Origin of the sequence: Vibrio sp. YT-18, from assembly GCF_033337345.1 — a bacterium.
Classification (GTDB): Bacteria; Pseudomonadota; Gammaproteobacteria; order Enterobacterales; family Vibrionaceae; genus Vibrio; species Vibrio alginolyticus.
Window position 1 is genome coordinate 41,253 of the sequence record NZ_JAWOQO010000007.1, and the last position, 25,705, is coordinate 66,957.

Genomic DNA, 25,705 nt, shown 5'->3' on the forward strand with positions numbered 1-25,705 from the left:
CCAGAGAAATGCGTCCGTAGCTCAGCTGGTTAGAGTATCGCCTTGACATGGCGGGGGTCGGTGGTTCGAGTCCACTCGGACGCACCATTCTGAATTGAATGGTTAGGAACATAAAAATTTGGGTCCGTAGCTCAGTTGGTTAGAGTACTACCTTGACATGGTAGGGGTCGGCGATTCGAGTTCGCCCGGACCCACCAAATTTTAGAAAAGCCCACCTTTTGGTGGGCTTTTTTGTGTCTGTAATTCATTAATACTCAAATAAAACTACTTCTTTTCTTGTCCTTGTTTTTGCTCTGCGTTAGCCCCTTGTTAAAGATAAAAGCGCACTACCTGATCCGCAACACAACCTCAAAACCCTAAATGCCAATGCATAAGGTGCATACGCTTCAAACCCACTAGAGCCGTCTATAAATTGTGTTGCGTGCCACTTGCTGTGGCACTAGAGACACTGACTACTAATCTAAATTATCTGGCGTGTGAAGATTAGTGCCGCATATTGTACATTTGTAGTCACCAGTCGCTTCGCCTTCCATTAATGAGCCAATTATTGCTGCAAATAGACCAGAGAAGAAACCTTTAGCTTTTTTCTCGGTCTTTTCCTGTGCTTTAGAGAAGCTTTCGTACCGATGTAGCGTTACTTCTTTACAATTACAGCAAAACGCTCTTGTCTCTTCAGAACCGTACATTTTTACCAATTGATTTACTCCCTGTAAGTTAATTTCCCCAAGTGGCGTTATGTTCAAGGGTAAGTCACACAAGACTGGTGTGTGACTTACCCTAAACACTAAAACTAACGTAATGTAAAACACCACATGTTATGAATGATTATTTAACGCCTTGTTATCCGAGCTTGCTAACTCTGCTGATTGAATAGTTGTGGCAATAAGCTCTTCAAACAGCTCTAATTGCCCAGCAGGTATCAATTGATTTTGTATAGCTTTTCGTTTGTTTGAGTCAAATAGCCGCTCTGTTAACCAACCAATTAGATACATCAGTGAAAGGCAGCCACCGGCCGTCGCTACATTACCGTCTATCACGAGAGGCAGATCCTGAACATCTCCTCCCATACTTTGTAGAACAGCCTTTGCATCTGGGTTTGTTGTTAATCGCTTGCCTTCTAGTAAACCGAGTTCATGGAGGATGAATGATCCCGCACAAATCGAACCTATTAGCTGCCTATTTGGATCAAGATTCAACGCTGACATAAATTCAGCATCTTTTAAAGCGGCTGGAATACCCCGTTTGCCGCTTGTAATAAGAACGACATCTTGATTCGTCACCTCAGAAAGGTGTCCGTCTGTTTTAACTTTCATACCGAGGTGGGAATGATGTTCAGATTTAGTTCCAAGTATACTTACTGTCCAACTGTCGGTTGTGCGCCCTAGCAAGTCATACATAAGAAAGAAATCGACATCCGTGAAATCATCAAATAAAACAACGCCGATTTTATACATAACATTTATCCTTTTGGACTTACTCGTAAGTCGCAAAATGTGTAGTAGGAGGGGAGGGGCATTCAATACACAAGCTTCTGCTGAGCACCTTAAACACCAAAGGCGGTGCAAACTAACAATGCCATGTGTACCAAATCCCTATTATAAAACTTTGTTATGTTTGTTTTATGAGCCCGCCCAGAAAAACTCAACCCTAATACCACTTGGGTCGTAACACATTAAATGTTTTGCGGGTCCTGTTTTAACAAGCTCGGGACCAAACTCAATTTCGATTCCCGACGCCATAAATTGATCACGCAACTCATAGAGTTGCTTCTCAGTCTCTACGAGTAAAGCTAAGTGATGCAAACCAATATTCGTTTTTCTGTCAAATGGAGTGGCGGCATCAGCCTTAGCCGCCCATAGTGTAAGCATGATATGCCCATCACTCACAAATATTGCCGGGTAGCCTGGATTTCTTTTTACTTCACTCCAACCTAATTGTTCAGTGAAAAACTTCGCGCTTGCTTCTAGGTTAGATACGGTTAAACCTACGTGGTGTATGCCTTTTGTTAACACAGTCACTTTGTTTCCTTACTCGTTTTAATGGCTATCAAACAAAGATAACTCGATAAAAAGTAAGCATCAATACACATATATTGATTAACTTCGTCAATCTATTCGAATACGGTAATCCAACTGGAAACATAACATTGTAAACAAGAAACCCAATCTTGAACTAAAAATTAAACTTAGAGTTCATTCTTAAGTACTGTATTAATCAAATACATTAATAGCCATAATATTTAAGCCAGCCTATAGGGCATATCATTCCATTAAAGGTTTGAATGTTCTTATCCAAGCTAACGTCTTCCAATTTGTAACAGTGAACAACATTACTAGTCGAAGTAGATGCTGGTGTTGAATACGTTACAGGTTTAGAAGCGTTTGCTTTATGTATTTCATGTGCTCGCTGCTGGTCTATCGCCACTTGATTCTTATGATTGTTAACTTCTCGCAATCCAGATTCTAGGGGTAGGTGCCAATCCTTACATGTTGTTCCTAAACCATCATTCTGAGACTGATATTCTGATAACGCTACACGAGCTTCATTTACAGACTGATCGATATCGGACTGATCGACTAGCCAAGTAGAAAAAGAATAGTTAATGGCCTCTCGATAGGTTTGATAATACGTTTTCAGGTATAGGCTGTAGCTGGCTTTGCGTAGACTGGCAAGCGGTTAGAAGAAAAGGGACAGGGAGTAGTTTTAGAAAAAATTTTTGGTTCATTTTAATCTTAAAATTAATGCAATCTTTTTCATTATCATAATACAGGACGATTGAAGAAAGTAGCATTTCTATCAGTAAGGGAATGTGGCTAACGCACTGATAAGGTGTGAGCAAAGTGATATCAAAGCCCTCAACACACCTTAACTACGAATACTACCGCATAACAAAGATGCTATGCGGTAGCGGTAGTATTCAGGCTTGAACAGTTTGTCGCACGTTGCTCTCGCCTGACAGCACGGAAATTCTCTCAAAATCTCGACTCGGGAAGTCAGGATCTACGTACACAAACATACGACTTATCATTTTTCCTTCAAACTCAAATACACTACAAAAACGCCCTGTGGAAACTTTGTTGTCCGGCCAAGAGGTACCATCACTCATTACGCCGCCTTCCTGTCCTTCAACAATCACCTTGTTTCCAGCAGTCGTTATTTGAAAGCCGTCTATGTCGTGCCAGATACTAATCAACGAGCTACCAATCCTATTGCCAAACTCCACTAAGGCACTCTTTCCTTTCGCTTGCCCAAATTTAGGAAAGAAAAAATCAACATCCTCTGAGAATAGATCCAGATAGCTAGGATCACCGGCATCTATTTTCTCGAAATACTTAACTACTAGCCCAACTAAATCGTCTTTTTCCATACTTATTTCACACCCATATAAGCTTTACGCATAACCTGAACGCTTGCATCTTAAACACAGAGTACATTTAAACTGAAATTGCCAAGAGTTGCGAATCTTATTGAAGTGCTTTGTTAGATGTAATCCGTTTAGCCTACGTATACACCATTGAAGTACTCGACGCGTTCTAACGTCATTCTTAACTTACATTCTTCAATCTGGACACCTTGCCAGGGTGAGGGCGTAGAAGACAGGCCCGTAAACTCACATTCGGCGTCTCTGTATTTTAGCCAAGCTCTTTGGGCCTTTCGAAATGGCTCTACCAGTTCGGTCTGAGACCATGTTTCCCTTAGTGCTTTTTCTTCCTCACCTATTCTAGCGATTGCTTCCTTGTAACTTTCGTTAAGCTCTTTATCTGCAGATTCCATTTTCTTTTCTACACACTGATAACCAGCCATAACGCCACCGCCTTTTACTTTGCAGGGATCTTCAACATCATCAGAGGCCAAGCAAGGTAAAGAAACCAACGCAAATATCATAAGTAATTTGTTCAAAATTGCCTCCAAGCTCCGAGTGCTTGTTAAACCGTTATCAGCTATTTTTCCTTTTTAATCATGCAGCTTTTTGTCTGTGCCTTCAAAGATAAAATAGAAGGTTAGTGATTCTAGTGCCTAAACAGAAGGTCAAAGAAGATTGATACACGGGTTAAATGACGCCGTAATCTGAGTTATTTTTAGTGGGCGTTTTGTGTCAATCTTTTCTGTGGAATCATTAGTTTGATGGCGTCTGAGGATGTTAAGATGACTCCCATTGAATTTATTATCGCCCTGAAACACCTAGGTTGAATTAAGTGGTGACTATTCCCCTCCAATCATGGAGTTGATTCAAAGGTAGGGCGATAAATGTTGCGATTCGTAATAAAAATTTATGCCAAGTGCAGTTCGCTATCGCGGCTTATATTGAGTTGGGCAATAACCTCTAATGATGTCTGAGTTTCGTAGCTTGTTGTGTTTCGTATTGCGCCCCGAAACCCTTTTACGCCACAATTTAAAGCTACTTGATTTGAGCCGGCTACGCATAAACTGAATCACGTCGGATTCATTCAAACCAAATTGGAATTCGATAGCCTCAAATGGGGTGCGGTCTTCCCATGCCATTTCTATTATTCTTGACTCAGTTTCCGAGGTCAGTTTCATTTCAAATAACCTATTTTAGAAAAGAGATTTCTACGACGGAAATTGAGTCTTGGTTCAAATGTTCTTATATGCGTGCTTAGTGTTTAGCGACTTAACACCTACAAAAACTTCTCAATGAGGACTTCGTCTACGTATTTCCCACGAACTTTTGCATGCTTCTTCGCGGTCCCTACGATTTCGAAGCCTTGTTTGAGATAGGCTGATAACGCTCGCTCATTATCGCTGCGAACGTACGCAAATAGTTTTTCGTAACCCTTTTGTTTGGCTACTTCGAATGTCGATTTGAAAAGCTGTTTAGACACACCTTGGCCACGAGCACCGTCACTAACAAACGTACCAATTATGCCAACATGGTCAAAAGCTTTTGTATATTGTGCAAAGGGCTCGATATTTTGGAAACCAATGACTTGTGAGCTATTTTCGGATAAAGCCACTGTAAACACGCCCCGTTCTGGGAAATGAGTAATGAACTCTTTTTCTTCTTCAGGTGTGAAAGGCGTATCTAATACAGTGTATAAACCTTCAATAATGATGGGATTGAGGACGTTTGTAATGCCTTCAGCATCACCTAAAGTTACCTGACGTACAATTAAATTCATGCCACTTAGCTCCTATTAAAATTAGGGCTGTTTTGTACATGAGTTGGAGACTTGCGGCAACAAGTAACGTCATTAAGTCGTAAAGAATATACCTATTACACTTAAACGGCGGTTAATAGTGCTGATTGTTACTTTAGTATTTCTGATATATCACTTTTTAAGTGACGGCTTAACTTCTACAGAATATTTCCACATCACGATCCCATTTTCTACAAGATCATAACTCGCGCTTTGACCCTCGGAGTTGAGTACAAATACCGGCATTTCCATCCTTGACGTAGCGCCGTCTCGGTTGCATGACATGGTAGCTTCAAGCTGTATGCTATTTTTGCTCGGTTCTGAAAGGGTTCCTAAGTACGTGCAGCCGTCGACAAAACTGGTTTTGCTTTTTCCTTTAGAGGATATTTCAAAAGTCGGAAAAATGAATGTTGATTGAGGCTCTGTTACTACCACATTTACTTGATAGTTCGTCGCTGAAAAAGTATTGAAATGAGCTCCAAGCATAAGTAAGAACAAGATTTTTGATTTCATAAACTCTTCTTTATTTCGATATTACTAGTTTGGTTACGGCGCTATTAACGTGACCACTTAATCTAAAACTTTACTGCGTAAGCATTAAAAAGGATACAAAGGTAGAGTAGTTGAATATGGTTAATCGGCCGTAAATAGTTTTATTAAGCGATCTTACATACCTAAAAGAGGTAAGTTCTTTCGCTTTTGATAGGTTAATGCTAATTCTAAACAGGTCTTGATTGAAGCTTCTGGCAAAGGATCGGATAAAGATAGAATTATTGCTCGATTACCCTGAAACTCAAGTGAGTCACTATACAGTTCGTGGAATGTGTCGACGAGCTTAGTTTGGCAATTAAAGAACAGATAATAACGACTAGGCGTTTTCTGTTTCCAATCCATCCTTACCGGGCTACCTGTTTTCACACTGTAGCTTGGCTCTCCCCATTTTAGAGATTCTTCAACTTCCCCCAGTTTTAATTCAGAAGCGATAGTTAAGACTATATTTCGTAGCTCTTCTATCCGAATACGCACATGTTTTGGATACTCATCAAATCTTGCCTTCACTGCATGGTTCATTGGTATCTCCTATAAATAGCGCTGTTTTGGGGTGAAGCCCAAGCATACTTTGGCTATGTAGCAATTACGTCATAATGTTATTAATCAATAAATCTAGCACATAGCCAAAATACTAAGCGTAAGGGTTTCCCTCGGTTACGTTTAGGATGCTCTGGGTGAAAACATGATGATTGACATGCCAAGCATAGCGACAGAAACCCCCACTATGTCCCAGAGCGTTGGTCGAACGCCGTCGATACACCACAACCATAGAATTGCGACAAAAATATAGACACCACCGTAAGCGGCATAAACTCTGCCAGTTGCGGTAGGATGTAAAGATAGAAGCCAAGCAAACATAGCAAGGCATAGCGCTGCTGGTACCAAAAGCCAAACTGACTTATCTTCCTTTAACCAGAGATAAGGTAAGTAGCAGCCTAATATTTCTGCAATGGCGGTTATAAAGAAAAGCCCAATGGTTTTGACTTCAGTCACTTAAACATTCCTATCTTTCTCTACAAATATATGATGCTTGTTAAATGGGCAATTGTTCGACTCATTACATTTCGCCCAGCTTAATCTTGGATTGAGCCTCACTCACGGTTTGTTTACCGAATAACAAATCCATCATCGAAATGATTCGTTTGTTGTCTTTACCCCATTTATCTGGATTCGCGCTGTTTGGTGCTTTAAATTCAACTTGTCCTACTTTTTCGTTATTTTTGTAGGCTTTGATCTGAGCATCAGCGATAAATGTTATAAAATCCCAGCTCCAGCGTGATACGTAAGTAAGTGTCAGCTCAGAGCTAACAGGAGGAGTGCCATCGCTTACGACTGTGCATTTATGGGCGGTATCCAAACACCAGTCTTGCATCGAATCTAAGAAAACATCTCGCGTGGCGTTGTCTTTTACGATGGTGATTTCCTTGCTCTGATTTTCTTTCGAGATTGTTTCTACCGTATACTTTGGTGCCGCACATGCGGCTAATAGAATAGGCAAGCTTAGAACGATGAGTTTTTTGTGCATCTTATGTCTCTTTTTTTAAATTTATATATTCAAACAACTTCAAGATACTGAGTTCAACGAGAATAACTAACAAGCATGGCAACTGTTATTAACAAAACCTTTAGAGTAGAAGGGTTTGTTTCGGGAGTATGCCAATGTCTCGAAGCAAATTATTAGTAAGAGATTGCTATAGCGTTATGTTAACTCTTGAACTTATGTCCGTATCAATGTCCAGAATTCTTCGCATTGAAGTTTTTGAAGTGCAATTCTAACGGAATTTTAAATTGCTGCATAATGCTCAATTAAGAGGAACAGGGGATCTTATCGTTAAACATAACGTGTAGTGCTGTAAATTCGTCCCTAAGACTAAGCTAAAAGGGCCTAATGTTTTAAAATAGCTTCTTGTCTATTCTGTTGTGTGAGTTTTCAATGCTGTCTCATACTAGCCACTTAAAAGAGCGCTGTAAGAACTCGTCTGCATTATCAAGGACGATTTCGCCGTGAGCCATAACCAATATATTAGGTTTCCAAGACAGCAATTTATTTAAGTGTTTTCGAGCCTCTTGTTTGCTAAACATAAAACTTAGGCGCCAATCCAAAGGCATTTTTCCATTCGGAGCAAGAATACCGGCCCCTTTAGCCACAAACCGCTGCCAGTAGTTAAAGTCCTGGCCAGAAAAATTCTCGACGAGGTCAGTAACAATTAAGGTCTTTGAAAGTCGATGATAAAACACACACTCTTCCATTAATGGAGAGCCAGAAAATAGTTCTTGTTCAATCTCAGAGTTCCAAGCATTACCGCCTTGGTTAAGTGAAGCGTGAAAGTGTATATCACGGCACTTCTTAATGACTTCATCTGTGCCATAAACTTCTGCGCTAGGATAGGCAGATACCCATTCAGATAAGAACAAGTGGTGTAAATGATTAGGAGCGATTAAGTATTTCACTTGGCCTAGATTGTTGATTTGCTCTCTAATCGAATTTGATAACTTAATTGGACTATGAATCCAAAGGCCACCATCAGAAAGCCTAACAATAGTCATACGAGTGGTGTATGGGAGTCCTAAGAATTGGACGGGATCTCCGTCAAATATCCATATCTCATGGGCTAACTTTTTCATGTCTCTCCAACCGTTAACACTGTATTAAGGCGGCATTTAAGTTACTCAAAAGCTGCCTTGTTGCACAATAAACGCTTCGCTAAGCGTAAACCAAAAATATTAGGTTTACCAAACCCTTATTGAGTGCAGCTGTATATCTTTGAGTATTTTTATACTGAACGGGCGTAAAGTAGTTTTAAGAGGATCATTTGACTTGATAGAACAAAACCCCGCTATTTTTGAGCAGGGTTTTGCAATTAGATAAAGGGGCTAACCGATGATGAAGAAGAAAATCGCGGTTGCAACAATACCAATCAACGCATAAGGAAACTGTGTGGTTGCGTGTTGCATTGCTGTACAGCCCGAACCTTGTGCAGATAACACGGTTGAGTCACTAAAGAAACAAGAGTGGCTCCCTGCCGCTGATGCTGAAAGCAGCGCTGCAACGGTTAAGTGTAGAGGCACACCAAGCTGTTCGCCCAAAGGTAGAACAATTGGCATCGCTACTGCAAACGTTCCCCAAGACGATGCCGTTGCAAATACCAACGCGCCCGTAATCATAAAGATAATCGCCGGGAAGTAAGACGCTGACAGGTAAGGGCTGACGGTCTCAATGACATACTGCGTGACGCCCAATGAGTCGTTGACCGATTTCAACATGAAACCACCAATAACGGTCGCAAGCGGCAGTAGCATAACCTTAATGCCATCATAAACAGCTTCGAACATGTCGTTCATCGAGATCAGTTTTTGTGCGCCGTAAAAGCTAATAGTAAAGATTAGCGCGACGAAAACACCAGCAAGTAGATCGATACCAAAGTACCAACTTGCGGCAACGAGTACGATCATCGGCAACAAGAAGTTGACAAGGCCCATGGTTGGGTTGGTATGTGCAGATACATCGGGACCAAAGTCGACATCTGTTGCACCGTCTGGACGAACTTGACCATTCTTCGCACGCTTTTCTGCCTTTTTCATCGCACCTAGATCTGGGATCTTTTCCATTGCAACCAGCAAAACAATCACCAGCGTTACCCAGCCGTAAGCCATGTATGGAATAGCTTCAATGTATGCTTTGATACCATCTCCCGCTTCTGCTACTCCGTTTGCTTCTAGCAACGAACTGAAGAAAATTGCCCAAGTGGAAATCGGTACGAGGATACAGATAGGCGCGGCGGTTGAATCCACAAGATATGAGAGCTTTTCACGCGAGATTTGGTAGCCGTCCGTAACTTTTTTCATTGAGGAAGAAATTGCAATCGCATTCAAATAATCGTCGATAAAGATCAGAATACCTAACGCAAAGGTCATCAGCATCGATTGCTTACGGCTTTTTACTTTCGTGACCAACATGTCGGAGAAGCTTAAGATACTGCCGCCTTTCTCCAAAATAGCAATTAGGCCGCCCATCAAACCACAAACGAGGATGATCCAGGCAATAGTTTCATCCATCATTACACTCATGGAAATATCAACAATCTGTTCTACCGCTTCAGTTGGGTTAAGCAGAAGAACACCGGCAATAGCGCCGCTAAAGAGGGCTTCCACAGTTCGGTGTGTTGTCAGCGCAAAGACCAATACCAACGCCGTTGGTAAAAGGCTCATCCATCCGTAGGCTTCGCCTTCCTCATGGTTCAAACCGATTGTGGTAAAAAAGACAAACGTCGCAACCGAGATTAAAGAAACAATAATGTGTTGAGAGTTGATTTTAAGAGGCGCATCCAGCGCCTTGGTCTGCGTAGTCATAAAGTTCATTTCCTTTGTTTATGCCGAGTGCAACATCCAGTCGATTTCCAATGGAGTAATCGCTCGCTCAAATTCTGCGAGTTCACTCTGTTTGCAAGCTAGATACAAATCGATAAAGTCTCTTGAGATGTATTGAGCCAGCTCACTGTGCTCCAGTCGCTCTAGAGCTTCTGACATACGCAGAGGTAACTCAATTGCATCATCACTGAGAGTCGGTGGACATTGATCTTTGGTGTAGCTTTCACTCGCTAATACTGCGGAAAGTACTACTGCAGCGAGAATGTATGGGTTAACGTCAGCGCCTGCTATACGATGCTCTATACGGCGATTTTTGCTATCGCTGATAGGCACACGCAACGCAACACCGCGGTGGTTTTCTCCCCAATCGGCTTTGGTTGGGACGTAAGCGCCAGGAACAAAGCGACGGTAAGAGTTAACGTTAGGACAGATTAGGGCCATGGCATCGGATGTTTGTGACAGCATCGCTGCCATGGTTTGATAGAAGAAAGCGCTCGCTTGACCGTCTGGCTGGCTAAAGTGGTTGTTACCATCTGTATCAACCAAGCTGAGGTGAATGTGCATGCCATTACCCGCTTGCTCACTAAAAGGTTTCGCCATAAATGTGGCGTCAAATCCGTGCTGATGAGCGACTTGGCGAATCAAGCGTTTTGCGATGATGATTTCATCACATGCTCGAAGTACATCTTTAGAATGGTTGAAGTTGATTTCGAACTGCCCTGGTGCCGATTCAGATAGGGCTCCGGAAGTGTTTAAACCTTGTTCTAATGCAATTCGATTAAGGTCGGCCAAGAAATCAGCGTAGTCATCTAGTCCATCAAGGTCGTAAACCTCGGTATCTTTTTCTCGAGTTTTTTTCGTGGGGTTAATTGCCGTTAATGGTTCGCCATTTTCGCCGCGGGTTTTGTCTATTAAATAGAACTCCAGCTCGAGCGCGACACAAGGATATTGGTCTTTAGCATGCAGTGTTTGCAATATAGAAGCGAGAATGTTTCGGATGAACAGTGGGTTAGGGTGCTGCCCGGTTTCATCCATCATACTAAGCAGTAGCTGACCAACTTGTTCTTTTGCCGTCGGCATTAAGGTGCCGCTGATTGGATAGCAGAGATTATCTGGCTCTCCGAGATCTTCTCCCAACCCGGCCGTTTCAACGACGTTACCTTTGGTATCTAGGGTGATGGTCGAAAGGGGGAGGGCAACACCTTTATTCAGTTTTTCTAGAGCATCTATCGGGATGCGTTTTCCTCTTGGGGTGGCATTTATATCGGTAAAGATGAGATCGATAAATTCAATATCGGGCCATTTTTGTTTAAAATTTTGTACTTCCTGTAGATACGATTCCATTTTCTTCTCCAAATAGCCTGACGAGTAGAAATTAGAAATAACCAAATTAACAAATAAATTACAGCACTCTGAGCGAGTTGTTTGTTTTTTAGGTTATTTTTAATTTAAACATGTACTTACACTGTGTTTTTGATGTTTAACGGCTGGTTTTTATGTCTTTCTGTTAACTATTTTGTAACAGTTGATTTTGTTTTGTTCAATATAATGAGCATAAATATTCAGTTTTGAAGCCTAAAAAGTGCTTTAGATCACGTTGTGACGATAATAATGGTCATCTGTGTTGATAATTTTGTACATGGTTTGTAGGGTTTGTGTTAAATAAATTGAACACGGACATATCATGGCAGATACACACAAACCCATCATTGGTGTGGTTAGCTGCGCTAAAGAGTTGGGTGGCTATCAGATACAAGCGGTCAACGACTTTTACCTTCGCGCCATAAAGGATTTTGGAGGACTACCGATTATGTTGGCTCCCGACATGTCGGGCGATGACGTAACCACCATCCTAGACATATGTGATGGTTTTCTTTTTCCTGGCAGCCACTCTAACGTTGCGCCACATCGATACAATGCAACGCACGAAGAGAGCTACAAAGATGAAGCTCGTGATGAGCTCTCATTCACGTTAATTCGTCATGCGGTTGACCAAAACATTCCGTGCCTTGGTATTTGCCGCGGCTTTCAAGAGATGAATGTCGCACTCGGTGGCTCGTTAAACCCAGCCGTTCATGACTCCGGCTTCAATGACCATCGTGAAGCGCCTGTTGAAGATTTCGAACAAAAATACGCGCCAGCACACGCTGTGCTAGTTCAAAAGCAGAGCTTATTTGAACAATGGCTGGTGCAAAATCATTGGGAAAACACCACCTTCTTTGAAGTGAACACACTACACAACCAAGGCGTCGATCAGCTTGCTCCTCTATTACAAGTAGAAGCTAAAGCCCCGGATGGCTTGGTAGAAGCATTTAGTCTTCCTAATCAAAAATTTTTCGTTGGCGTGCAGTGGCACCCAGAATGGGAAGCAAAAACCAATCATTTCTCTCAAATTTTGTTCAATGAATTTATGATGGCTACCTCTCGTTAAACGTTTGGAGCTGTATGAATGGACAATCAAGAGATTGGTAAAAATATTGTTCAGTTACGAAAAAAACATGGATTGTCACAAAGGGAACTAGCCGAGCGCGCTGGTATTACCCACAGTGCAATCTCATCCATTGAAAATGGCAAAGTGAGCCCGTCGGTCAGCTCACTACAAAAAATCGTTAATGTATTTTCTTTATCGTTATCAGAGTTTTTCACTTTTGAACAACCTTCGAACGATGAAGTGAAAGTAGTCATCAAACCGTCAGATCTTGTGGAAATCGGGAGCGAGACGGTGTCCATGAAACTGGTAACGAATGGCGACAAAGATCAAGTCATCGGATTCTTGATCGAGGAATACGCACCTTATGGAACCACTGGTGCGGCAGAAATCAAACACGAAGGCGAAGAGATTGGCACCGTATTAGAGGGTGAAATCACTCTGGAATATAAAGGGCAATCTCATGTCATAACAGCGGGCGAGTCGTACATTATTGATACGACGAAGCCCCATCGATTTACAAATCACACAGACAAGGCTTGTCGAATGATAAGTGCGCATACGCCAACCACATTTTAGTGGGGGCTTGCCTTGTGTGACCACAAGGAGAGCGTATGAAAACCCAAGAGCAATGGATTGAACTAAAAAACAATCTAAACATCGAAAACAGGGCGTACATTAACGGTGAATACAGTGCCGCTTTAACAGGGCAAACCATCCCGGTAGTTAACCCAGCAACAGATGAGATATTCACCGAAATCGCCCGTTGCCAAAATGAAGATGTTGATCTCGCGGTTTCATACGCTCGCCAAGCATTTCAATCCGGTCAGTGGAGCGAGAGTAGCCCAGCTCATCGCAAAGCAGTGCTTAAACAGTTTGCTGACTTGATTGATCAAAACCAAGAAGAATTGGCTCTGCTAGAAACGCTTGATACCGGTAAGCCTATCTCTCACAGCTTCTCTACCGATATTCCTGGTGCGGCGAGTGCATTACGCTGGTACGCAGAAGCAATCGACAAAGTATACGGCGAAGTTGCCCCAACCGAAAAAGATGTACACGCTTTTATTTCTCATCAACCAATTGGTGTGGTTGCTGCGGTTGTACCGTGGAACTTCCCCCTTTGGCTTGCGTGCTGGAAGCTTGGTCCTGCTTTAGCCGCTGGTAACAGCGTGATTCTAAAACCGTCAGAAAAATCTTCTCTCACCGCGATATTTCTAGGTCAACTTGCTTCTCAAGCGGGCTTACCAACAGGCGTTTTCCAAGTCATTACGGGTTTTGGTTATGAAGCTGGCGACGCGCTGGCGAAACACCAAGACGTAGACTGCATCGCCTTCACAGGCTCGACGCGCATTGCAGGCCAACTGATGGTCAGATCGGGTGAGAGCAACCTAAAGCGCGTGTTTGCAGAAGCGGGCGGCAAGAACGCGAACATCGTGTTTGAAGATTGTGATGATTTAGACCGCGCAGCAGCAGAAACCGCTGCAGGGTGTTTCTACAACCAAGGTGAGGTGTGCGTCGCGGCAACCCGCCTGCTTGTTCACGAAAGCATCAAAGATCAGTTCTTAGAAAAAGTTATTCAAGCGTCGAAAGCGTTCACGCCAAAAGACCCAATGGACCCAAGTTCATCCATGGGAGCGCTTATCGATCAAGATCATAAATCAAAAGTGTTGGAATACATCTCGTTAGGTGAATCAGAAGGTGCAAACGTACGTTGTGGCGGCGATGTCGATGGGCAAGGTGCATTTGTTTCCCCAACCATTTTAGACAACGTCGACAACAAGATGCGTGTCGCTCAGGAGGAAATTTTTGGTCCGGTGCTGTGTGTCATTCCATTCAAAGACGAAGCGCAAGCAATTGAGATCGCTAACGATTCGAAGTACGGCTTAGGCGCGGCACTCTGGAGTAGCAATATCAACCGCGTTCATCGCGTAGCAAAACGACTGCAAGCCGGCTCGGTTTGGGTTAACAACTACAACGAAGGTGACATGACGGTTCCATTTGGTGGATTCAAAATGAGCGGAAACGGTCGAGACAAGTCTCTCCACGCGATTGAAAAATTCACCGAAACCAAAACCACTTGGATTCGCCTCCATCCTTAAGCCTGCTGACGATTACGATAAATAAAGGAATAGTTCTATGAACAAGCATACGGATTCGTTCTACGCGCACTCTGTGCCAAACATGCCGGAATACCCACAGTTGCAAAACGACATCGAGTGCGATGTGTGTGTAGTCGGTGCGGGATTTTCTGGTCTTTCTTCTGCACTACACCTTGCAGAAAAAGGTTTTAAAGTCGTTGTGCTAGAAAGCGCAAAAGTGGGCTTTGGAGCAACTGGTCGTAACGGTGGCCAAATCGTTAACAGCTACAGCCGAGATGTTGACGTGATTGAAAGCCGTTACGACCAAAACCAAGCTAAAGCTCTGTGCGATATGATTTTTGAAGGCGGCGATATCATCCGTGGCCTGATCGACAAATACGACATCAACTGTGATTACAAGCAAGGCGGCTTGTTCACGGCACTGAACAGTAAACAACTCAAAGGGCTAGAAGAACATAAGAAGAACTGGGAGCGTTACGGCAACGACCAACTGACTCTGCTTGACGCAGGAGAGGTAGAACAAGCGGTAGGCACTAAAGTATACACTGGCGGCTTACTGGATATGCGCGGTGGTCACATTCACCCGCTTAAACTGGCATTGGGTGAAGCTGCTGCGTTTACGTCTCTAGGTGGTCAAATCTTTGAGCAGTCGGCGGTCGTGTCGATTGACAAAGGGATTAACCCAGTAGTGAAAACGGCGAAAGGCAGCGTGAAGAGCAAGTACGTGGTACTGGCAGGTAACGCCTACCTTGGTGGTTTGGCACCAAACATCAGCAACAAAGCGATTCCGTGTGGCACACAAGTGGTGGCGACTCAGCCTTTGAGTGATGAGCAGCTAAAACAAGTGCTGACCAGTGACTACTGCGTTGAGGACTGTAACTACTTGCTTGACTACTTCCGCTTAACCGCCGACAAGCGTTTGTTGTTCGGAGGTGGCGTGGTTTACGGCGCACGTGACCCAGAAAACATTGAAGCATTGATTCGTCCGAAGATGGAGAAAGTCTTCCCACAATTGAAAGGCATCAAGATTGATTACACCTGGACAGGTAACTTCTTGCTGACTTACTCACGCATGCCGCAATTTGGCTCGTTTGCAGACAACATTTACTACCTACAAGGCTACAGCGGTCACGGTGTAACGTGTACTCACCTAGCAGGTAAGTTGCTGGCCGAAGCTCTGACCGGACACGCTGAACGTTTCGACGCGTTTGCTGCACTGAAACATTACTCCTTCCCGGGTGGCCGCCACTTCCAAATTCCGTTTACGGCAATGGGCGCGGCTTACTACAACCTACGTGACAAACTGGCGATTTAAGAGATAAGGAATATCCAATGAGCAAAGTGGTGAAATTTGCAGCCCTTCAACTGACGAAAAGCTGGGATCTGGAAGATAACCTAGCCAAAGCAAAAAAGGCGATTCGTGAAGCAGCACAAAACGGTGCGAACGTGATTCTTCCGCAAGAGCTGTTCGCCGCACCTTACTTCTGCAAAAAACAAGAAGCGAAGTATTTCGAGCTTGCAGAAGAAACGGAGAATTGTCGTCTTATTAAAGAGATGAGTGCGTTGGCTAAAGAGCTCGGCGTGGTGATTCCTGTCAGCTACTTTGAAAAAGCGGGCAATACGTTTTTTAACTCGCTAGTGATGATTGATGCCGATGGTACGGTACTAGATAACTACCGCAAGTCACACATTCCTGACGGCCCGGGCTACAGCGAGAAGTACTACTTTAGCCCTGGCGATACCGGTTTCAAAGTGTGGCAAACCAAGTTCGGTAAGTTCGGTGCTGGCATTTGCTGGGACCAATGGTTTCCAGAGCTTGCACGCAGCTTGGCTCTGCACGGCGCGGAAGCGATTTTTTACCCAACTGCAATCGGTTCTGAGCCTCAAGATCCGACACTGGATTCACGTGACCACTGGCAACGTACAATGCAAGGTCACTCGGCAGCAAACCTCGTTCCAGTGATTGCGTCAAACCGAGTGGGCACTGAAGTCGATGATGGTATCGAGACCACGTTCTACGGCTCTTCTTTTATCACTGACCACACTGGTGCAAAAATTGCCGAAGCACCGCGTGAAGGTGAAACCATCATTTACGCAGAAATCGACCTCACTACGACAGCGAAAGCGCGTCACGCGTGGGGCTTGTTCCGCGACCGTCGTCCAGACCTTTACACCAGCGTTGGCAAACTAGCCGTTTAAAGAGGCGTTAAAATGAAGTTATCGACAACACCAGCGCAGGATGGCTTCTATTTTCCGGCTGAGTTTCAGCCGGTTAGTGAAGTTTGGCTAGCGTGGCCAGAAAGGAAAGACAATTGGCGTGATGACGCATTACCCGCGCAAGAAACCTTTGCCAGAATCGCGAACTTAATCGCGGAAGTGACCAAGGTGTGCGTGGCGGTATGCTCGCACAACTTTGACCGAGCGCGTCAAATGCTCCATTCAGACGTACGTTTGGTGGAAATCCCATTTAACGATGCGTGGATGCGCGATATTGGGCCGACCGTGCTTGTGAATCAGGCGGGTGAGCGCCGTGGGATTAGTTGGCAATTTAACGCGTGGGGCGGCGAATACAACGGGCTTTACGATAACTGGCAGCAGGACGATCTTGTCGCTGGCTCGGTGTGCGACATCATCGGTATTGATTATTACCGTGCACCGTTTGTACTTGAAGGTGGGGCGATTCACACCGATGGTGAAGGCACCCTTTACACCACAGAGGAGTGCTTACTCAGCCCAGGACGTAATCCGCAGTTGAGCAAAGCGCAAATCGAAGAGCAGTTAAAGGCGTACCTCGGTATCGAAAAAGTCATTTGGTTGCCAAATGGTTTATTCAATGACGAAACAGACGGCCATATCGACAACCTGATGCACGTTATCGCACCGGGTAAAGTGGTACTAAGTTGGACCGATGACCCAAGTGATCCGCAATACGCGTTATCTCGTCAAGCGGAACAAGTACTGAAATCTCAGCACGATGCGAAAGGGCGCAATATTGAAATTGTCCGTTTGCCATTACCGGGTCCGTTGCATTACAGCGAGCGCGAAGCCAATGGCATTGACGCCAGTTCGGGAATGAGTCGACAAGCTGGCGAACGCCTAAGTGCCTCTTATGCGAACTTTCTTATCGTCAACGAGCATGTGTTCTTGCCGATGCTGGACGAAGAGACCGACGCTATGGCGATCGATATTTTGCAAAACGCGATGCCGGAATACCAAATCATCGCGATACCGTCGAGAGAGGTTCTACTCGGCGGAGGGAACATTCACTGTATTACGCAGCAGATCCCTGCTTAAACATAAACTCGCCGCTGGCTTAGCGGCGATGATGAGTTGTCAAAAGGAATGACCATGCAACAGATACAAAACCAAAGCCTTGTTTCGTTTATGGTAGCGAATCCACAACAGGGCATTGCAGTGACTAATCCGGCGACCGGAGAACTTCTCGGGTACGCACCAGTTTCAACCGAAAACGACATTTTAAATGGCATTGAACGTGCCAGTGTGGCGCAGAAAGAGTGGGCGGCACTGCCAGCAAAAATGCGTGCTGGCATGCTCAATCGTTGGTTCCAACTCCTGTTAGAAAACAAAGTCGACCTTGGCCGTTTGATGACGTTAGAGCAAGGTAAGCCGCTAGCGGAAGCTCAAGGTGAAGTGCTTTACGGCGCGAGCTTTATCGAATGGTTTGCTGAAGAAGCGAAGCGTACCTACGGTGAGACGATTCCTGCGCCAAGTGCGGACAAGCGTTTGGTGACCATCAAACAGCCAATTGGTGTCGCCTGTGCGATTACACCTTGGAACTTCCCAATTGCGATGATCACGCGCAAAGCAGGGCCAGCTTTAGCAGCAGGCTGTAGCTTTGTGGTAAAACCATCTGAATCTACGCCGCTGTCTGCGTTTGCGGTTGCAGAGCTTGCCTATCAAGCGGGTATCCCACGCGATGTGCTGCAAGTGGTATTGGGGGAAAACTCCCGTCAGGTCGGTGCTATCTTCACTTCACACCCGTTGATTCGTAAGTTGTCTTTCACTGGCTCTACTCAAGTCGGTAGCGTGCTGATGCAGCAAAGCGCGGCTGACATCAAACGTACCTCAATGGAGCTCGGTGGCAACGCGCCATTTATCGTATTCGATGATGCGGATATTGATGCAGCTGTGGCAGGCGCGATGGCGTCGAAATTCCGTAACGCAGGTCAAACGTGTGTTTGTGCGAACCGTTTCTATGTACACAGCAAAGTGTATGACGAATTCGTTGCTAAGTTTGACGCTGCGGTTCAGCAGCTCAAAGTTGGTAACGGATTGGAAGAGGGGGTCAACATTGGTCCAGTGATCAGCGAGTCAGCGAAGCAAGGCATTCAGACGCTTATTGATGGTGCTATCGAGCAAGGCGCGAAGCCGGTTTCAGAGCTTAAAAAGCTCGATGGTCTATTTATGCAGCCAGTGGTTCTCAAAGACGTTACTCACGACATGAAGATTGTTTCCGAGGAAATCTTTGGCCCTGTCGCGCCAGTGATTCGTTTTGACAGCGACGAACAGCTAGTCGAAATGGCGAACGACACCATCTACGGTCTCGCGTCGTACTTCTACAGCCAAAACATTCACCGTGTTTGGAAAATCGCAGAAGCGCTCGAATACGGCATGGTCGGCATTAACGAAGGTATGATCTCTACTGAAGTGGCTCCTTTCGGTGGTGTTAAGCAGTCCGGTATCGGACGTGAAGGAGCAAAACAAGGTATCGATGAATACATGGACGTGAAATATCTCTGCTTTGGCGGCAACTAATTAAGGACAAAACAATGACAAACCAACAACTACACGAAAGAAGAAGCCAAGTTATCGCTCAAGGCATGGGCGCACTGTACCCACTTTACGTCGAGAAAGCAGAAAACGCTTACGTATGGGATATCGAAGGCAACAAATACATCGACTTTGCAGCGGGTATTGCGGTGACTAACACCGGGCATTCTCACAAACGTATCAGTGAAGCGGTAAAAGCTCAGTTGGACAACTTCTCGCACACGTGTGCGATGGTTACGCCATACGCGTCATTCGTAGAGCTGGCTGAAAAGCTGACAGAACTTGCACCAGGTGAGACTAAGAAGAAAGCGATCTTTCTAACCACTGGCGCCGAGGCGGTCGAAAATGCCGTAAAAGTGGCACGCGCTCATACAGGCCGTAGCGGCGTGATAGCGTTTAAAGGCGGCTTTCACGGTCGCACAAATATGACGATGGGGTTAACTGGTAAAGTTGCGCCGTACAAAGCGGGCTTTGGTCCTTTCCCGAACGAAATCTACCACGCGCCGTACCCAAATGCGTTCCAAGGCATCAGCGTTGAGCAAAGCTTACAAGCGATCGACGATCTATTTGCTTGCGATATTGAACCTTCACGCGTTGCGGCGATTATCTTCGAGCCAGTGCAAGGCGAGGGCGGCTTCTACAAAGCACCTGAAGCGTTTGCACAAGGCTTGCGTCAGCTGTGTGATAAGCACGGTATCATGCTGATTGCCGATGAAATCCAAACAGGGTTTGCTCGTACCGGTAAAATGTTTGCAACAGAGTATCTAGGCATTGAACCTGACCTAATGACAATGGCGAAAGGCATTGCTGGTGGTTTCCCAATCTCAGCGGTAGTTGGGAAAGCGGATGTGATGGACTCTGCACTACCCGGTGGTTTAGGTGGCACTTATGCGGGCTCGCCACTTGGTTGTGTTGCAGGTCTTGAAGTGCTGAAAATCATCGAAGAAGAAGACTTGTGTGCTAAAGCAATGGGCATCGGTGAAGTGGTCAATGTTCGTATGACGAAACTGCAACAATCAGTGCCTGCTATCGGTGAAATCCGTACCACGGGTGCAATGATGGCGATTGAGTTTACTGACCCAGAATCAGGCAAACCACTGCAAGAGATGACCAAAGCGGTGATTTCTAAAGCGCAAGAAAATGGTCTTATCCTGCTTTCTTGTGGAGTAAAAGCGAACGTGATTCGTCTGTTACCTCCATTGACCATCGAATCTGACGTGCTAAATGAAGGCCTAGATAAGTTGGAAAAAGTGATTCTTGAAGTGGCGTAATTCACGCACTTTTAAATAGCAATAACAAATCAAGGAAGCGGTTGGCATCAATCGTTTCCTTTTTATTTTTTTAACGTATCTGCTGCCTATCTAAAAAGTATTGCTCAAGCTCCAAGTTGTCACTCTTATTACGGATGACTTAACAGTTGGGCTCGTTCTTACTTTCCACTTAGTCGCTACTTTGTTCTCCTCGAATGTGGTTTGGTGCTCACATTCTAAATCCCGACATCTGAAAGCCACTTGAGTCTATAATTTTATTGAGCGTCATTCCTCACTTTTTGGACTATAGAAATGAGATAGTATTCATATCCCACTTAGGTTGCTTGACAGATTAGCAGGACGAACTTTGATAACAAAGAATACAAGGTATGCCATTTTACTCGGCTTAGTTCCCATCGCCATATTTGTAGTGGCCTTTCATTCGATAACCAACTTTTACGTCAACTCGGTAAAAGCGTCGAAAATAGATGCTTACGTAGATTATTTAAATCAAAGGTCTGCCTATTTGGACGGAGCAATAGTGAAGCAGATTGCTCAGTTAGATTTTACTTGTAGTGATAGTGATGTAAGAACTTTACGCGACCCACGTTTTTATAACCGTTACATTCGTTTTATTGCGATGACCACAAAAGGCGGAAAAACGTGTTCCACGGTTGGTAGTGAAGTGTCTCGCCCATCTAGTAGTGAACGATTTCAGATGGATGAGAACTTTTTCGCATCACTTATTTTGCCGCAACAGAATGACCAAATAGAGTGGATGGTCATTTATGATAATGAACACGTTGAAGTCTTCTGGGTGCTTGATAACAGTTGGGTTAACGAGGTAATAAAAACGCCTTGCAAAGACTGCCTATTTGTAGAGTTTAAGTATGATGAACCAATATTTGGTGATTTAACGATAAGCCGTGGCAAAGCGAATATTGCAGGAGAAGAAAACGCACTCTCAAAAGAGTTTTTCTTTTCAGGAGAGTCTCAAGCCAACATGCTCATCAAGATATTCAGCGGTGAAAAACTTAAAAATTATGCTCAGGAAAGAGTACTTTTGTGGGGCGGTCTTGTAAGTGTGCTTGCTGGTCTTGTGACTGCCTTTGCATACATATCTGGTAAAAGCTTGAGAAAATCCATTACAGGTCTAATTGAAAATGGGATTAGTAATGCAGAATTTATTCCTTACTACCAGGCGATTGTCGATAGTCGCGATGGTAAGACAGTAGGATATGAAGCTCTGATTCGATGGTCGCGACGTGATGGAATGGTGCCACCAAATATGTTTATTGGTGCTGCAGAAGAAAGTGGCCTGATTATCCCGATGACCAATCAGCTTATTCGTAAAATCATACAAGACTTAAGTGACTTACCCGAGCATACGTGGGTCAGCATCAATATTGTTTCCTCCCATTTAGAGTCAGGTGTATTAACGAAGTTGCTGTCGGAGTTAAATTGGCCAATCTCTAATAGAATTCATTTTGAATTGACCGAGAGAATACCAGTAAAAGACACTGAGGCCGCGAAAAAAGAGATTTTGTATTTAACGAATAAAGGCTACAAGTTCAAAATTGACGATTTTGGTACCGGATATGGTGGCTTTTCTTACCTACAAGATTTGGGCATCCGATGTTTAAAAGTGGATAAGATGTTTATTGATCCAATAGGATCTGACGACCAAAAATTGAAAGTGCTGGACTCAATTGTGTCTGCAGCGAACAAAGCGGAATGTGAGATGATTGCAGAAGGTGTAGAGAGCCAGGCTCAAGTCGAATATCTGGCTCAGCATGCGATTTACCTTATTCAAGGTTATGTTTACGCTAAACCAGAGCCCCTGACTAACCTTGCAAGCGCTTAACAGCCATAATGTCAAAACGTACCGTTTTAAAGGTGTCAGTTGCCTAGGTTAGCGCTGATTTCTGCTGATGGGGTTACACTTGAGGATTCCTAACACTCTCATTACTTCTAGAGTGTTAGGAATTAACGTTACTTAGGAGGAGAGTGCGGCTCTTTTCGTTTTGATTGACGTAATGAGCTGAGGTAGTAATGACATTACGATCATTCCTAGCATTAAGCTGTATTGCAGAGGAGTGAACGTTTCCCCCAATAGCAGTAGGCCCGAAACAATGCCTGCGACAGGGTTTGCAATACCACCAAAGGTAAAATCTACGACCGACATCCGCTGTAATAACCATACATACATGCCATACCCTAATGCAGTGTTCAGAATAATTACCCACAGTAACCCTAGAATATTCGTCATGGATACGTCCTGAACGACCGTAACATATGGCTCTGGATTGTTTATCGCCAGCACACTTGTTGCGATAGACATAATCACGCCACCCAAAATGAGCTGCCATGTTAGCACTGTCCACCAGTGCATTTTTGTACCTAGTGACTTTGTTACGCTACTTCCTATCACGATGCACATAATGGCGGAGATCATCGCAAGTAAGCCCACGGGTTCGAGAGAAATAGAGCTAGGATCAAATAAGAACCAAGCTAAAGTAATCAAAGTTGCGCCGCTTATCGCTTGAATGCCACTAGGCTGACGTTTGTAGACCGCCCAACCAAACAGCATCGCAAAAACGGGGACCGAAACCATACCAACACCAGAGATGGCAGAAGGAAGCGTCAACGCCATGACAAAAATGAGACCAAAGAAGCAAGCGATGTTGATGGTTCCTAAAACAAGCAGCACTTTCCACTCACTTCTTTTTGGAAACGAGGGCTTTATTGCCAGCAACAAAAGACCCGCAGGCAGTGCCCTTAGAGCACCAAGTAAAACGGGAGGCCAGTCCGGTAGAGTAAACTGAGTAACAGCGTAAGTCGTCCCCCAAAAAAAGGCAGGAATCATCGCAAGTAAAATGTTCATGTTAAATATCTTTATGTAGAGATAATTAAATGTAACGATATCGGCAAGGTGGCTTTTTGTAAAGTATCTTTATGTTAAAATAAAAAATATATGATGTTTGGAGAGAAATAATGGATGCAATTGATAGAGTGGTAGAGCAGTGGGCGAGGGAGAAGCCAGACCTCGACACTGAACCGATGGCAATAATGGGTCGACTAATGCGAATTGCAAAACACATGGAATCTAGGGTCGCCGAGCTACATAAGAAGTACGATCTGAAAATGGGTGAATTTGATGTGTTAGCGACACTGCGTCGAGCTGGTTCACCATATTGTCTTACTCCCTCAGCGTTAATAGAGTCGATGATGCTCACTTCGGGTGCGATGACTAATCGCTTAGATAAACTAGAGAAGAAAGGGTTTATTACCAGAACCCATAGCAAAGAAGACCGACGTAGCGTCACCGTTGAACTAACAGAGCAAGGCTTAACCTTAATTGACAAGCTAATTTTGGAGCATGTAGACGTTCAGCAATCGTTATTGCATGGTTTAGAAGGCAATGAAAAAGAGCAGGTTAACCAGGCGTTAAAATTGCTATTGCCACAATTTGAATGAGAACGCAGAAGGAGGCAGGGGATATGAAAAGCAAAGAACTAGAACAATACTTAAGTACCTTCATGTGTGCAGAAAGCGATTTCCCATTTGGGCCTGAAGCGCTTGTTTACAAAATCAAAGGCAAGATGTTTGCCATCATTGCAGAGAGAAAAGGTCGGGAGTATGTCAGCGTAAAAGTAAAACCAGAAGATGGAGAAGTCTTAACGTCGCAGTTTACGGACATTATCCCGGGTTATCACTTAAATAAGCGTCATTGGATAACGGTTTATTTTAACGGTGATGTCGAGGATGGGTTGATTCAAGATTTGTGTGAACGCTCTTATGCTCTTGTCGTTGCCAAGCTGCCGAAAGCACAACGAGCGTTGCTTGGTGAGTAATCGGCAACGCACTGGCCTCTGTTGTTTTGTCGCTCGTTGCTCGTAGCCTTTACGGAAAAATTCGCACCTTTTTCATCCTCGGGCTATATAAGAATAAGAAGGTGGAAAAGGGGAATGATATGCGAGCATTATCTGAATGGCTAAAAGAATACGGGGAGAGTCACCAAAACCCTATCAACCAAAAGATTCACACAATCGCAGTTCCAGGTATTTACCTTTCTGTGGTTGGACTTATTTGGTCGATTCCCCAGATTTCATTATTAGGCTTCGAACTTAATTGGGTTTGGGTAGCGGTGATCCCCACTTGGGTTTTCTATTTTCGTTTGTCTCTGAGCGTATTCATGATGATGATCGGCTACACATTAGCGTGCATTGGCCTTATTTGGTCTCTAGAGGTATTGATGTTGCCCGTTCTGCATATTTCTATGCTCTTGTTTGGTGTATTGTGGATATTGCAATTTATCGGTCACAAGATTGAAGGTAAAAAACCGTCGTTTTTTGAGGATTTACAGTTTCTACTCATCGGCCCGATTTGGGTGTTCAGAAAACACTAGCGATAAGCAAAATCAGGCATCATCCGAATGACACAAGACATATAACGTTCAGAGATTATGTAGCTCTTACTACAGAATACCTCTCCTTCTTATTGCCACGACAAGCATTCACTTTAGATACGCACTATGATTAAAGAGGTGCCAACGCACTTTACGCTATCGAGATACTTAAACTTACGGCAAGTTTACTTTAGGGGGATGAATGTACGACCGACAATATAAATATGCCTATTGGAGAGAAGAGCGTAAAAAAGGCAAATGGCACTATATATTAAAGTCCTTCTTTATGATTTGTTGTGCATTACTGCTTGGTAAAGTCATCGGTTTGTTCATTTTTGGAGAGCTGCATTCTTTAAGCGACATTTGGGAACAACTCCCAGCGGATGTTTTTATTATGATGCTCGTGGGCTTTCCAATTAGTGTCCTTGGTTGGTACCACGAAGAGTCAAAGTTTTTCCGGGCACTGCGACGCAAAGAAAAGCGGTTAAAAGGCAATCAAAATAAACCGAAATAGAGTAACCTTTGTCTCTGTTTGGATTGCCACTTACCTATCTGATCGATTCTATCCCTTCCAGTTGTTTAGCGTTTAGTTACGTGTTGCAAAAAGCCTTCTTAATACAACAAACAGCCCCCAGTGTTGTGGAAGTTGG

The 25,705-nt window shown here is 44.1% G+C and carries 28 protein-coding genes and 2 tRNA genes; 15 read left to right on the forward strand and 15 right to left on the reverse strand.

From position 1 onward, the window contains the following. The first annotated feature begins 10 nt into the window (after positions 1–10). Positions 11–87 (forward strand) — tRNA-Val (locus R7M72_RS11310). Positions 88–120: 33 nt separating this feature from the next. Further along, positions 121–197: transfer RNA gene (locus R7M72_RS11315), tRNA-Val, on the forward strand. A 258-nt stretch (positions 198–455) separates the two neighbouring features. On the opposite strand, the gene R7M72_RS11320 is transcribed toward R7M72_RS11315, so the two are convergent. The 14 genes from R7M72_RS11320 to R7M72_RS11385 form a co-directional block, all read right to left on the reverse strand. Next, positions 456–686, reverse strand: coding sequence for a hypothetical protein (locus R7M72_RS11320; RefSeq protein ID WP_005377829.1), 231 nt, complete (start codon positions 684–686; stop codon positions 456–458). Positions 687–815: 129 nt separating this feature from the next. Beyond that, positions 816–1,454 (reverse strand): DJ-1/PfpI family protein, encoded by a 639-nt coding sequence (locus tag R7M72_RS11325; protein ID WP_005377828.1) that lies wholly within the window; start codon positions 1,452–1,454, stop codon positions 816–818. Between the two features lie 165 nt (positions 1,455–1,619). After that, the gene (locus R7M72_RS11330; RefSeq protein WP_005377827.1) at positions 1,620–2,018 is read right to left on the reverse strand and encodes a VOC family protein; all 399 of its coding nucleotides are present in this window, start codon (positions 2,016–2,018) and stop codon (positions 1,620–1,622) included. A gap of 899 nt (positions 2,019–2,917) precedes the next feature. Beyond that, the gene (locus R7M72_RS11335; RefSeq protein WP_005377826.1) at positions 2,918–3,367 is read right to left on the reverse strand and encodes a nuclear transport factor 2 family protein; all 450 of its coding nucleotides are present in this window, start codon (positions 3,365–3,367) and stop codon (positions 2,918–2,920) included. Positions 3,368–3,495: 128 nt separating this feature from the next. Further along, positions 3,496–3,885 carry a lysozyme inhibitor LprI family protein gene (locus R7M72_RS11340; RefSeq protein ID WP_017820912.1) on the reverse strand — a complete coding sequence of 130 codons (390 nt, stop codon included), beginning with the start codon at positions 3,883–3,885 and terminating at the stop codon, positions 3,496–3,498. Positions 3,886–4,290: 405 nt separating this feature from the next. Next, positions 4,291–4,542, reverse strand: coding sequence for a TIGR03643 family protein (locus R7M72_RS11345; protein ID WP_005377824.1), 252 nt, complete (start codon positions 4,540–4,542; stop codon positions 4,291–4,293). A 98-nt stretch (positions 4,543–4,640) separates the two neighbouring features. Beyond that, positions 4,641–5,141, reverse strand: a complete 501-nt coding sequence (locus R7M72_RS11350) for a GNAT family N-acetyltransferase (protein ID WP_017633971.1) — start codon at positions 5,139–5,141, stop codon at positions 4,641–4,643. 150 nt (positions 5,142–5,291) lie between these two features. Beyond that, positions 5,292–5,672 (reverse strand): hypothetical protein, encoded by a 381-nt coding sequence (locus tag R7M72_RS11355; protein WP_285356849.1) that lies wholly within the window; start codon positions 5,670–5,672, stop codon positions 5,292–5,294. Between the two features lie 153 nt (positions 5,673–5,825). Next, positions 5,826–6,230 carry a DUF1801 domain-containing protein gene (locus R7M72_RS11360; protein ID WP_213968905.1) on the reverse strand — a complete coding sequence of 135 codons (405 nt, stop codon included), beginning with the start codon at positions 6,228–6,230 and terminating at the stop codon, positions 5,826–5,828. 141 nt (positions 6,231–6,371) lie between these two features. After that, a complete protein-coding gene (locus R7M72_RS11365) occupies positions 6,372–6,704 on the reverse strand; it encodes a YnfA family protein (protein ID WP_005377819.1) in 333 nt (110 codons plus the stop codon). Positions 6,705–6,768: 64 nt separating this feature from the next. Further along, entirely contained in the window at positions 6,769–7,236 is a 468-nt protein-coding gene (locus R7M72_RS11370) for an Sbal_3080 family lipoprotein (protein ID WP_318056185.1), read from the reverse strand. A gap of 416 nt (positions 7,237–7,652) precedes the next feature. Beyond that, positions 7,653–8,336: a DUF4336 domain-containing protein gene (locus R7M72_RS11375; protein ID WP_318056186.1), complete on the reverse strand. Its 684-nt coding sequence runs from the start codon at positions 8,334–8,336 to the stop codon at positions 7,653–7,655. Between the two features lie 249 nt (positions 8,337–8,585). Beyond that, the gene (locus R7M72_RS11380) at positions 8,586–10,061 is read right to left on the reverse strand and encodes a Na+/H+ antiporter NhaC family protein (protein WP_005377816.1); all 1,476 of its coding nucleotides are present in this window, start codon (positions 10,059–10,061) and stop codon (positions 8,586–8,588) included. 18 nt (positions 10,062–10,079) lie between these two features. Next, positions 10,080–11,423 (reverse strand): glutamine synthetase family protein, encoded by a 1,344-nt coding sequence (locus tag R7M72_RS11385; protein ID WP_017820915.1) that lies wholly within the window; start codon positions 11,421–11,423, stop codon positions 10,080–10,082. Positions 11,424–11,763: 340 nt separating this feature from the next. Here R7M72_RS11385 and R7M72_RS11390 point away from each other — a divergent pair, with 340 nt between their 5' ends. From R7M72_RS11390 to R7M72_RS11430, 9 genes are all read left to right on the forward strand, one after another. Beyond that, entirely contained in the window at positions 11,764–12,510 is a 747-nt protein-coding gene (locus R7M72_RS11390) for a gamma-glutamyl-gamma-aminobutyrate hydrolase family protein (RefSeq protein WP_005377814.1), read from the forward strand. Positions 12,511–12,528: 18 nt separating this feature from the next. Then, positions 12,529–13,086 (forward strand): HTH-type transcriptional regulator PuuR, encoded by a 558-nt coding sequence (puuR, locus tag R7M72_RS11395; protein ID WP_005377813.1) that lies wholly within the window; start codon positions 12,529–12,531, stop codon positions 13,084–13,086. A gap of 35 nt (positions 13,087–13,121) precedes the next feature. Beyond that, positions 13,122–14,606, forward strand: coding sequence for an aldehyde dehydrogenase (locus R7M72_RS11400; protein WP_258479262.1), 1,485 nt, complete (start codon positions 13,122–13,124; stop codon positions 14,604–14,606). A 37-nt stretch (positions 14,607–14,643) separates the two neighbouring features. Beyond that, positions 14,644–15,921 carry an NAD(P)/FAD-dependent oxidoreductase gene (locus R7M72_RS11405; RefSeq protein ID WP_005377810.1) on the forward strand — a complete coding sequence of 426 codons (1,278 nt, stop codon included), beginning with the start codon at positions 14,644–14,646 and terminating at the stop codon, positions 15,919–15,921. A 17-nt stretch (positions 15,922–15,938) separates the two neighbouring features. After that, entirely contained in the window at positions 15,939–16,805 is an 867-nt protein-coding gene (gene aguB / locus R7M72_RS11410; protein WP_132936616.1) for an N-carbamoylputrescine amidase, read from the forward strand. 12 nt (positions 16,806–16,817) lie between these two features. Continuing rightward, entirely contained in the window at positions 16,818–17,900 is a 1,083-nt protein-coding gene (gene aguA / locus R7M72_RS11415) for an agmatine deiminase (RefSeq protein ID WP_318056187.1), read from the forward strand. 54 nt (positions 17,901–17,954) lie between these two features. Then, the gene (locus R7M72_RS11420; RefSeq protein ID WP_054574098.1) at positions 17,955–19,382 is read left to right on the forward strand and encodes an NAD-dependent succinate-semialdehyde dehydrogenase; all 1,428 of its coding nucleotides are present in this window, start codon (positions 17,955–17,957) and stop codon (positions 19,380–19,382) included. A gap of 14 nt (positions 19,383–19,396) precedes the next feature. After that, positions 19,397–20,668, forward strand: a complete 1,272-nt coding sequence (gabT, locus tag R7M72_RS11425; RefSeq protein WP_318056188.1) for a 4-aminobutyrate--2-oxoglutarate transaminase — start codon at positions 19,397–19,399, stop codon at positions 20,666–20,668. Positions 20,669–21,188: 520 nt separating this feature from the next. Next, complete coding sequence (locus R7M72_RS11430; RefSeq protein ID WP_081007901.1) at positions 21,189–22,511, forward strand: EAL domain-containing protein; 1,323 nt, start codon at positions 21,189–21,191, stop codon at positions 22,509–22,511. Between the two features lie 132 nt (positions 22,512–22,643). Here the strand turns inward: R7M72_RS11430 and R7M72_RS11435 are convergent, their stop codons facing one another. Beyond that, complete coding sequence (locus tag R7M72_RS11435) at positions 22,644–23,531, reverse strand: DMT family transporter (RefSeq protein ID WP_005385740.1); 888 nt, start codon at positions 23,529–23,531, stop codon at positions 22,644–22,646. A 110-nt stretch (positions 23,532–23,641) separates the two neighbouring features. Between R7M72_RS11435 and R7M72_RS11440 the strand changes: the two genes are divergently transcribed. From R7M72_RS11440 to R7M72_RS11455, 4 genes are all read left to right on the forward strand, one after another. Next, positions 23,642–24,124, forward strand: coding sequence for a MarR family winged helix-turn-helix transcriptional regulator (locus tag R7M72_RS11440; RefSeq protein WP_017633984.1), 483 nt, complete (start codon positions 23,642–23,644; stop codon positions 24,122–24,124). Positions 24,125–24,147: 23 nt separating this feature from the next. Then, the gene (locus R7M72_RS11445) at positions 24,148–24,501 is read left to right on the forward strand and encodes an MmcQ/YjbR family DNA-binding protein (protein WP_054577888.1); all 354 of its coding nucleotides are present in this window, start codon (positions 24,148–24,150) and stop codon (positions 24,499–24,501) included. A gap of 119 nt (positions 24,502–24,620) precedes the next feature. Beyond that, positions 24,621–25,055 (forward strand): DUF962 domain-containing protein, encoded by a 435-nt coding sequence (locus R7M72_RS11450; RefSeq protein WP_005377800.1) that lies wholly within the window; start codon positions 24,621–24,623, stop codon positions 25,053–25,055. Positions 25,056–25,257: 202 nt separating this feature from the next. After that, complete coding sequence (locus R7M72_RS11455; protein ID WP_005377799.1) at positions 25,258–25,569, forward strand: hypothetical protein; 312 nt, start codon at positions 25,258–25,260, stop codon at positions 25,567–25,569. Positions 25,570–25,705 lie beyond the last annotated feature (136 nt).

What these genes read in the sequence shown, in the direction of transcription:
- gabT (WP_318056188.1), top strand. Translation starts at nt 19,397, where the DNA reads ATGACAAACCAACAACTACACGAAAGAAGAAGCCAAGTTATCGCTCAA.
- R7M72_RS11445 (WP_054577888.1), top strand. Translation starts at nt 24,148, where the DNA reads ATGAAAAGCAAAGAACTAGAACAATACTTAAGTACCTTCATGTGTGCA.
- R7M72_RS11350 (WP_017633971.1), bottom strand. Translation starts at nt 5,141, where the DNA reads ATGAATTTAATTGTACGTCAGGTAACTTTAGGTGATGCTGAAGGCATT.
- R7M72_RS11370 (WP_318056185.1), bottom strand. Translation starts at nt 7,236, where the DNA reads ATGCACAAAAAACTCATCGTTCTAAGCTTGCCTATTCTATTAGCCGCA.
- R7M72_RS11400 (WP_258479262.1), top strand. Translation starts at nt 13,122, where the DNA reads ATGAAAACCCAAGAGCAATGGATTGAACTAAAAAACAATCTAAACATC.
- R7M72_RS11340 (WP_017820912.1), bottom strand. Translation starts at nt 3,885, where the DNA reads ATGATATTTGCGTTGGTTTCTTTACCTTGCTTGGCCTCTGATGATGTT.
- R7M72_RS11385 (WP_017820915.1), bottom strand. Translation starts at nt 11,423, where the DNA reads ATGGAATCGTATCTACAGGAAGTACAAAATTTTAAACAAAAATGGCCC.
- R7M72_RS11380 (WP_005377816.1), bottom strand. Translation starts at nt 10,061, where the DNA reads ATGACTACGCAGACCAAGGCGCTGGATGCGCCTCTTAAAATCAACTCT.
- R7M72_RS11360 (WP_213968905.1), bottom strand. Translation starts at nt 6,230, where the DNA reads ATGAACCATGCAGTGAAGGCAAGATTTGATGAGTATCCAAAACATGTG.
- R7M72_RS11375 (WP_318056186.1), bottom strand. Translation starts at nt 8,336, where the DNA reads ATGAAAAAGTTAGCCCATGAGATATGGATATTTGACGGAGATCCCGTC.
- R7M72_RS11335 (WP_005377826.1), bottom strand. Translation starts at nt 3,367, where the DNA reads ATGGAAAAAGACGATTTAGTTGGGCTAGTAGTTAAGTATTTCGAGAAA.
- R7M72_RS11390 (WP_005377814.1), top strand. Translation starts at nt 11,764, where the DNA reads ATGGCAGATACACACAAACCCATCATTGGTGTGGTTAGCTGCGCTAAA.
- puuR (WP_005377813.1), top strand. Translation starts at nt 12,529, where the DNA reads ATGGACAATCAAGAGATTGGTAAAAATATTGTTCAGTTACGAAAAAAA.
- R7M72_RS11345 (WP_005377824.1), bottom strand. Translation starts at nt 4,542, where the DNA reads ATGAAACTGACCTCGGAAACTGAGTCAAGAATAATAGAAATGGCATGG.
- aguB (WP_132936616.1), top strand. Translation starts at nt 15,939, where the DNA reads ATGAGCAAAGTGGTGAAATTTGCAGCCCTTCAACTGACGAAAAGCTGG.
- R7M72_RS11420 (WP_054574098.1), top strand. Translation starts at nt 17,955, where the DNA reads ATGCAACAGATACAAAACCAAAGCCTTGTTTCGTTTATGGTAGCGAAT.
- R7M72_RS11320 (WP_005377829.1), bottom strand. Translation starts at nt 686, where the DNA reads ATGTACGGTTCTGAAGAGACAAGAGCGTTTTGCTGTAATTGTAAAGAA.
- R7M72_RS11355 (WP_285356849.1), bottom strand. Translation starts at nt 5,672, where the DNA reads ATGAAATCAAAAATCTTGTTCTTACTTATGCTTGGAGCTCATTTCAAT.
- R7M72_RS11325 (WP_005377828.1), bottom strand. Translation starts at nt 1,454, where the DNA reads ATGTATAAAATCGGCGTTGTTTTATTTGATGATTTCACGGATGTCGAT.
- R7M72_RS11455 (WP_005377799.1), top strand. Translation starts at nt 25,258, where the DNA reads ATGTACGACCGACAATATAAATATGCCTATTGGAGAGAAGAGCGTAAA.
- R7M72_RS11435 (WP_005385740.1), bottom strand. Translation starts at nt 23,531, where the DNA reads ATGAACATTTTACTTGCGATGATTCCTGCCTTTTTTTGGGGGACGACT.
- R7M72_RS11405 (WP_005377810.1), top strand. Translation starts at nt 14,644, where the DNA reads ATGAACAAGCATACGGATTCGTTCTACGCGCACTCTGTGCCAAACATG.
- R7M72_RS11450 (WP_005377800.1), top strand. Translation starts at nt 24,621, where the DNA reads ATGCGAGCATTATCTGAATGGCTAAAAGAATACGGGGAGAGTCACCAA.
- R7M72_RS11440 (WP_017633984.1), top strand. Translation starts at nt 23,642, where the DNA reads ATGGATGCAATTGATAGAGTGGTAGAGCAGTGGGCGAGGGAGAAGCCA.
- aguA (WP_318056187.1), top strand. Translation starts at nt 16,818, where the DNA reads ATGAAGTTATCGACAACACCAGCGCAGGATGGCTTCTATTTTCCGGCT.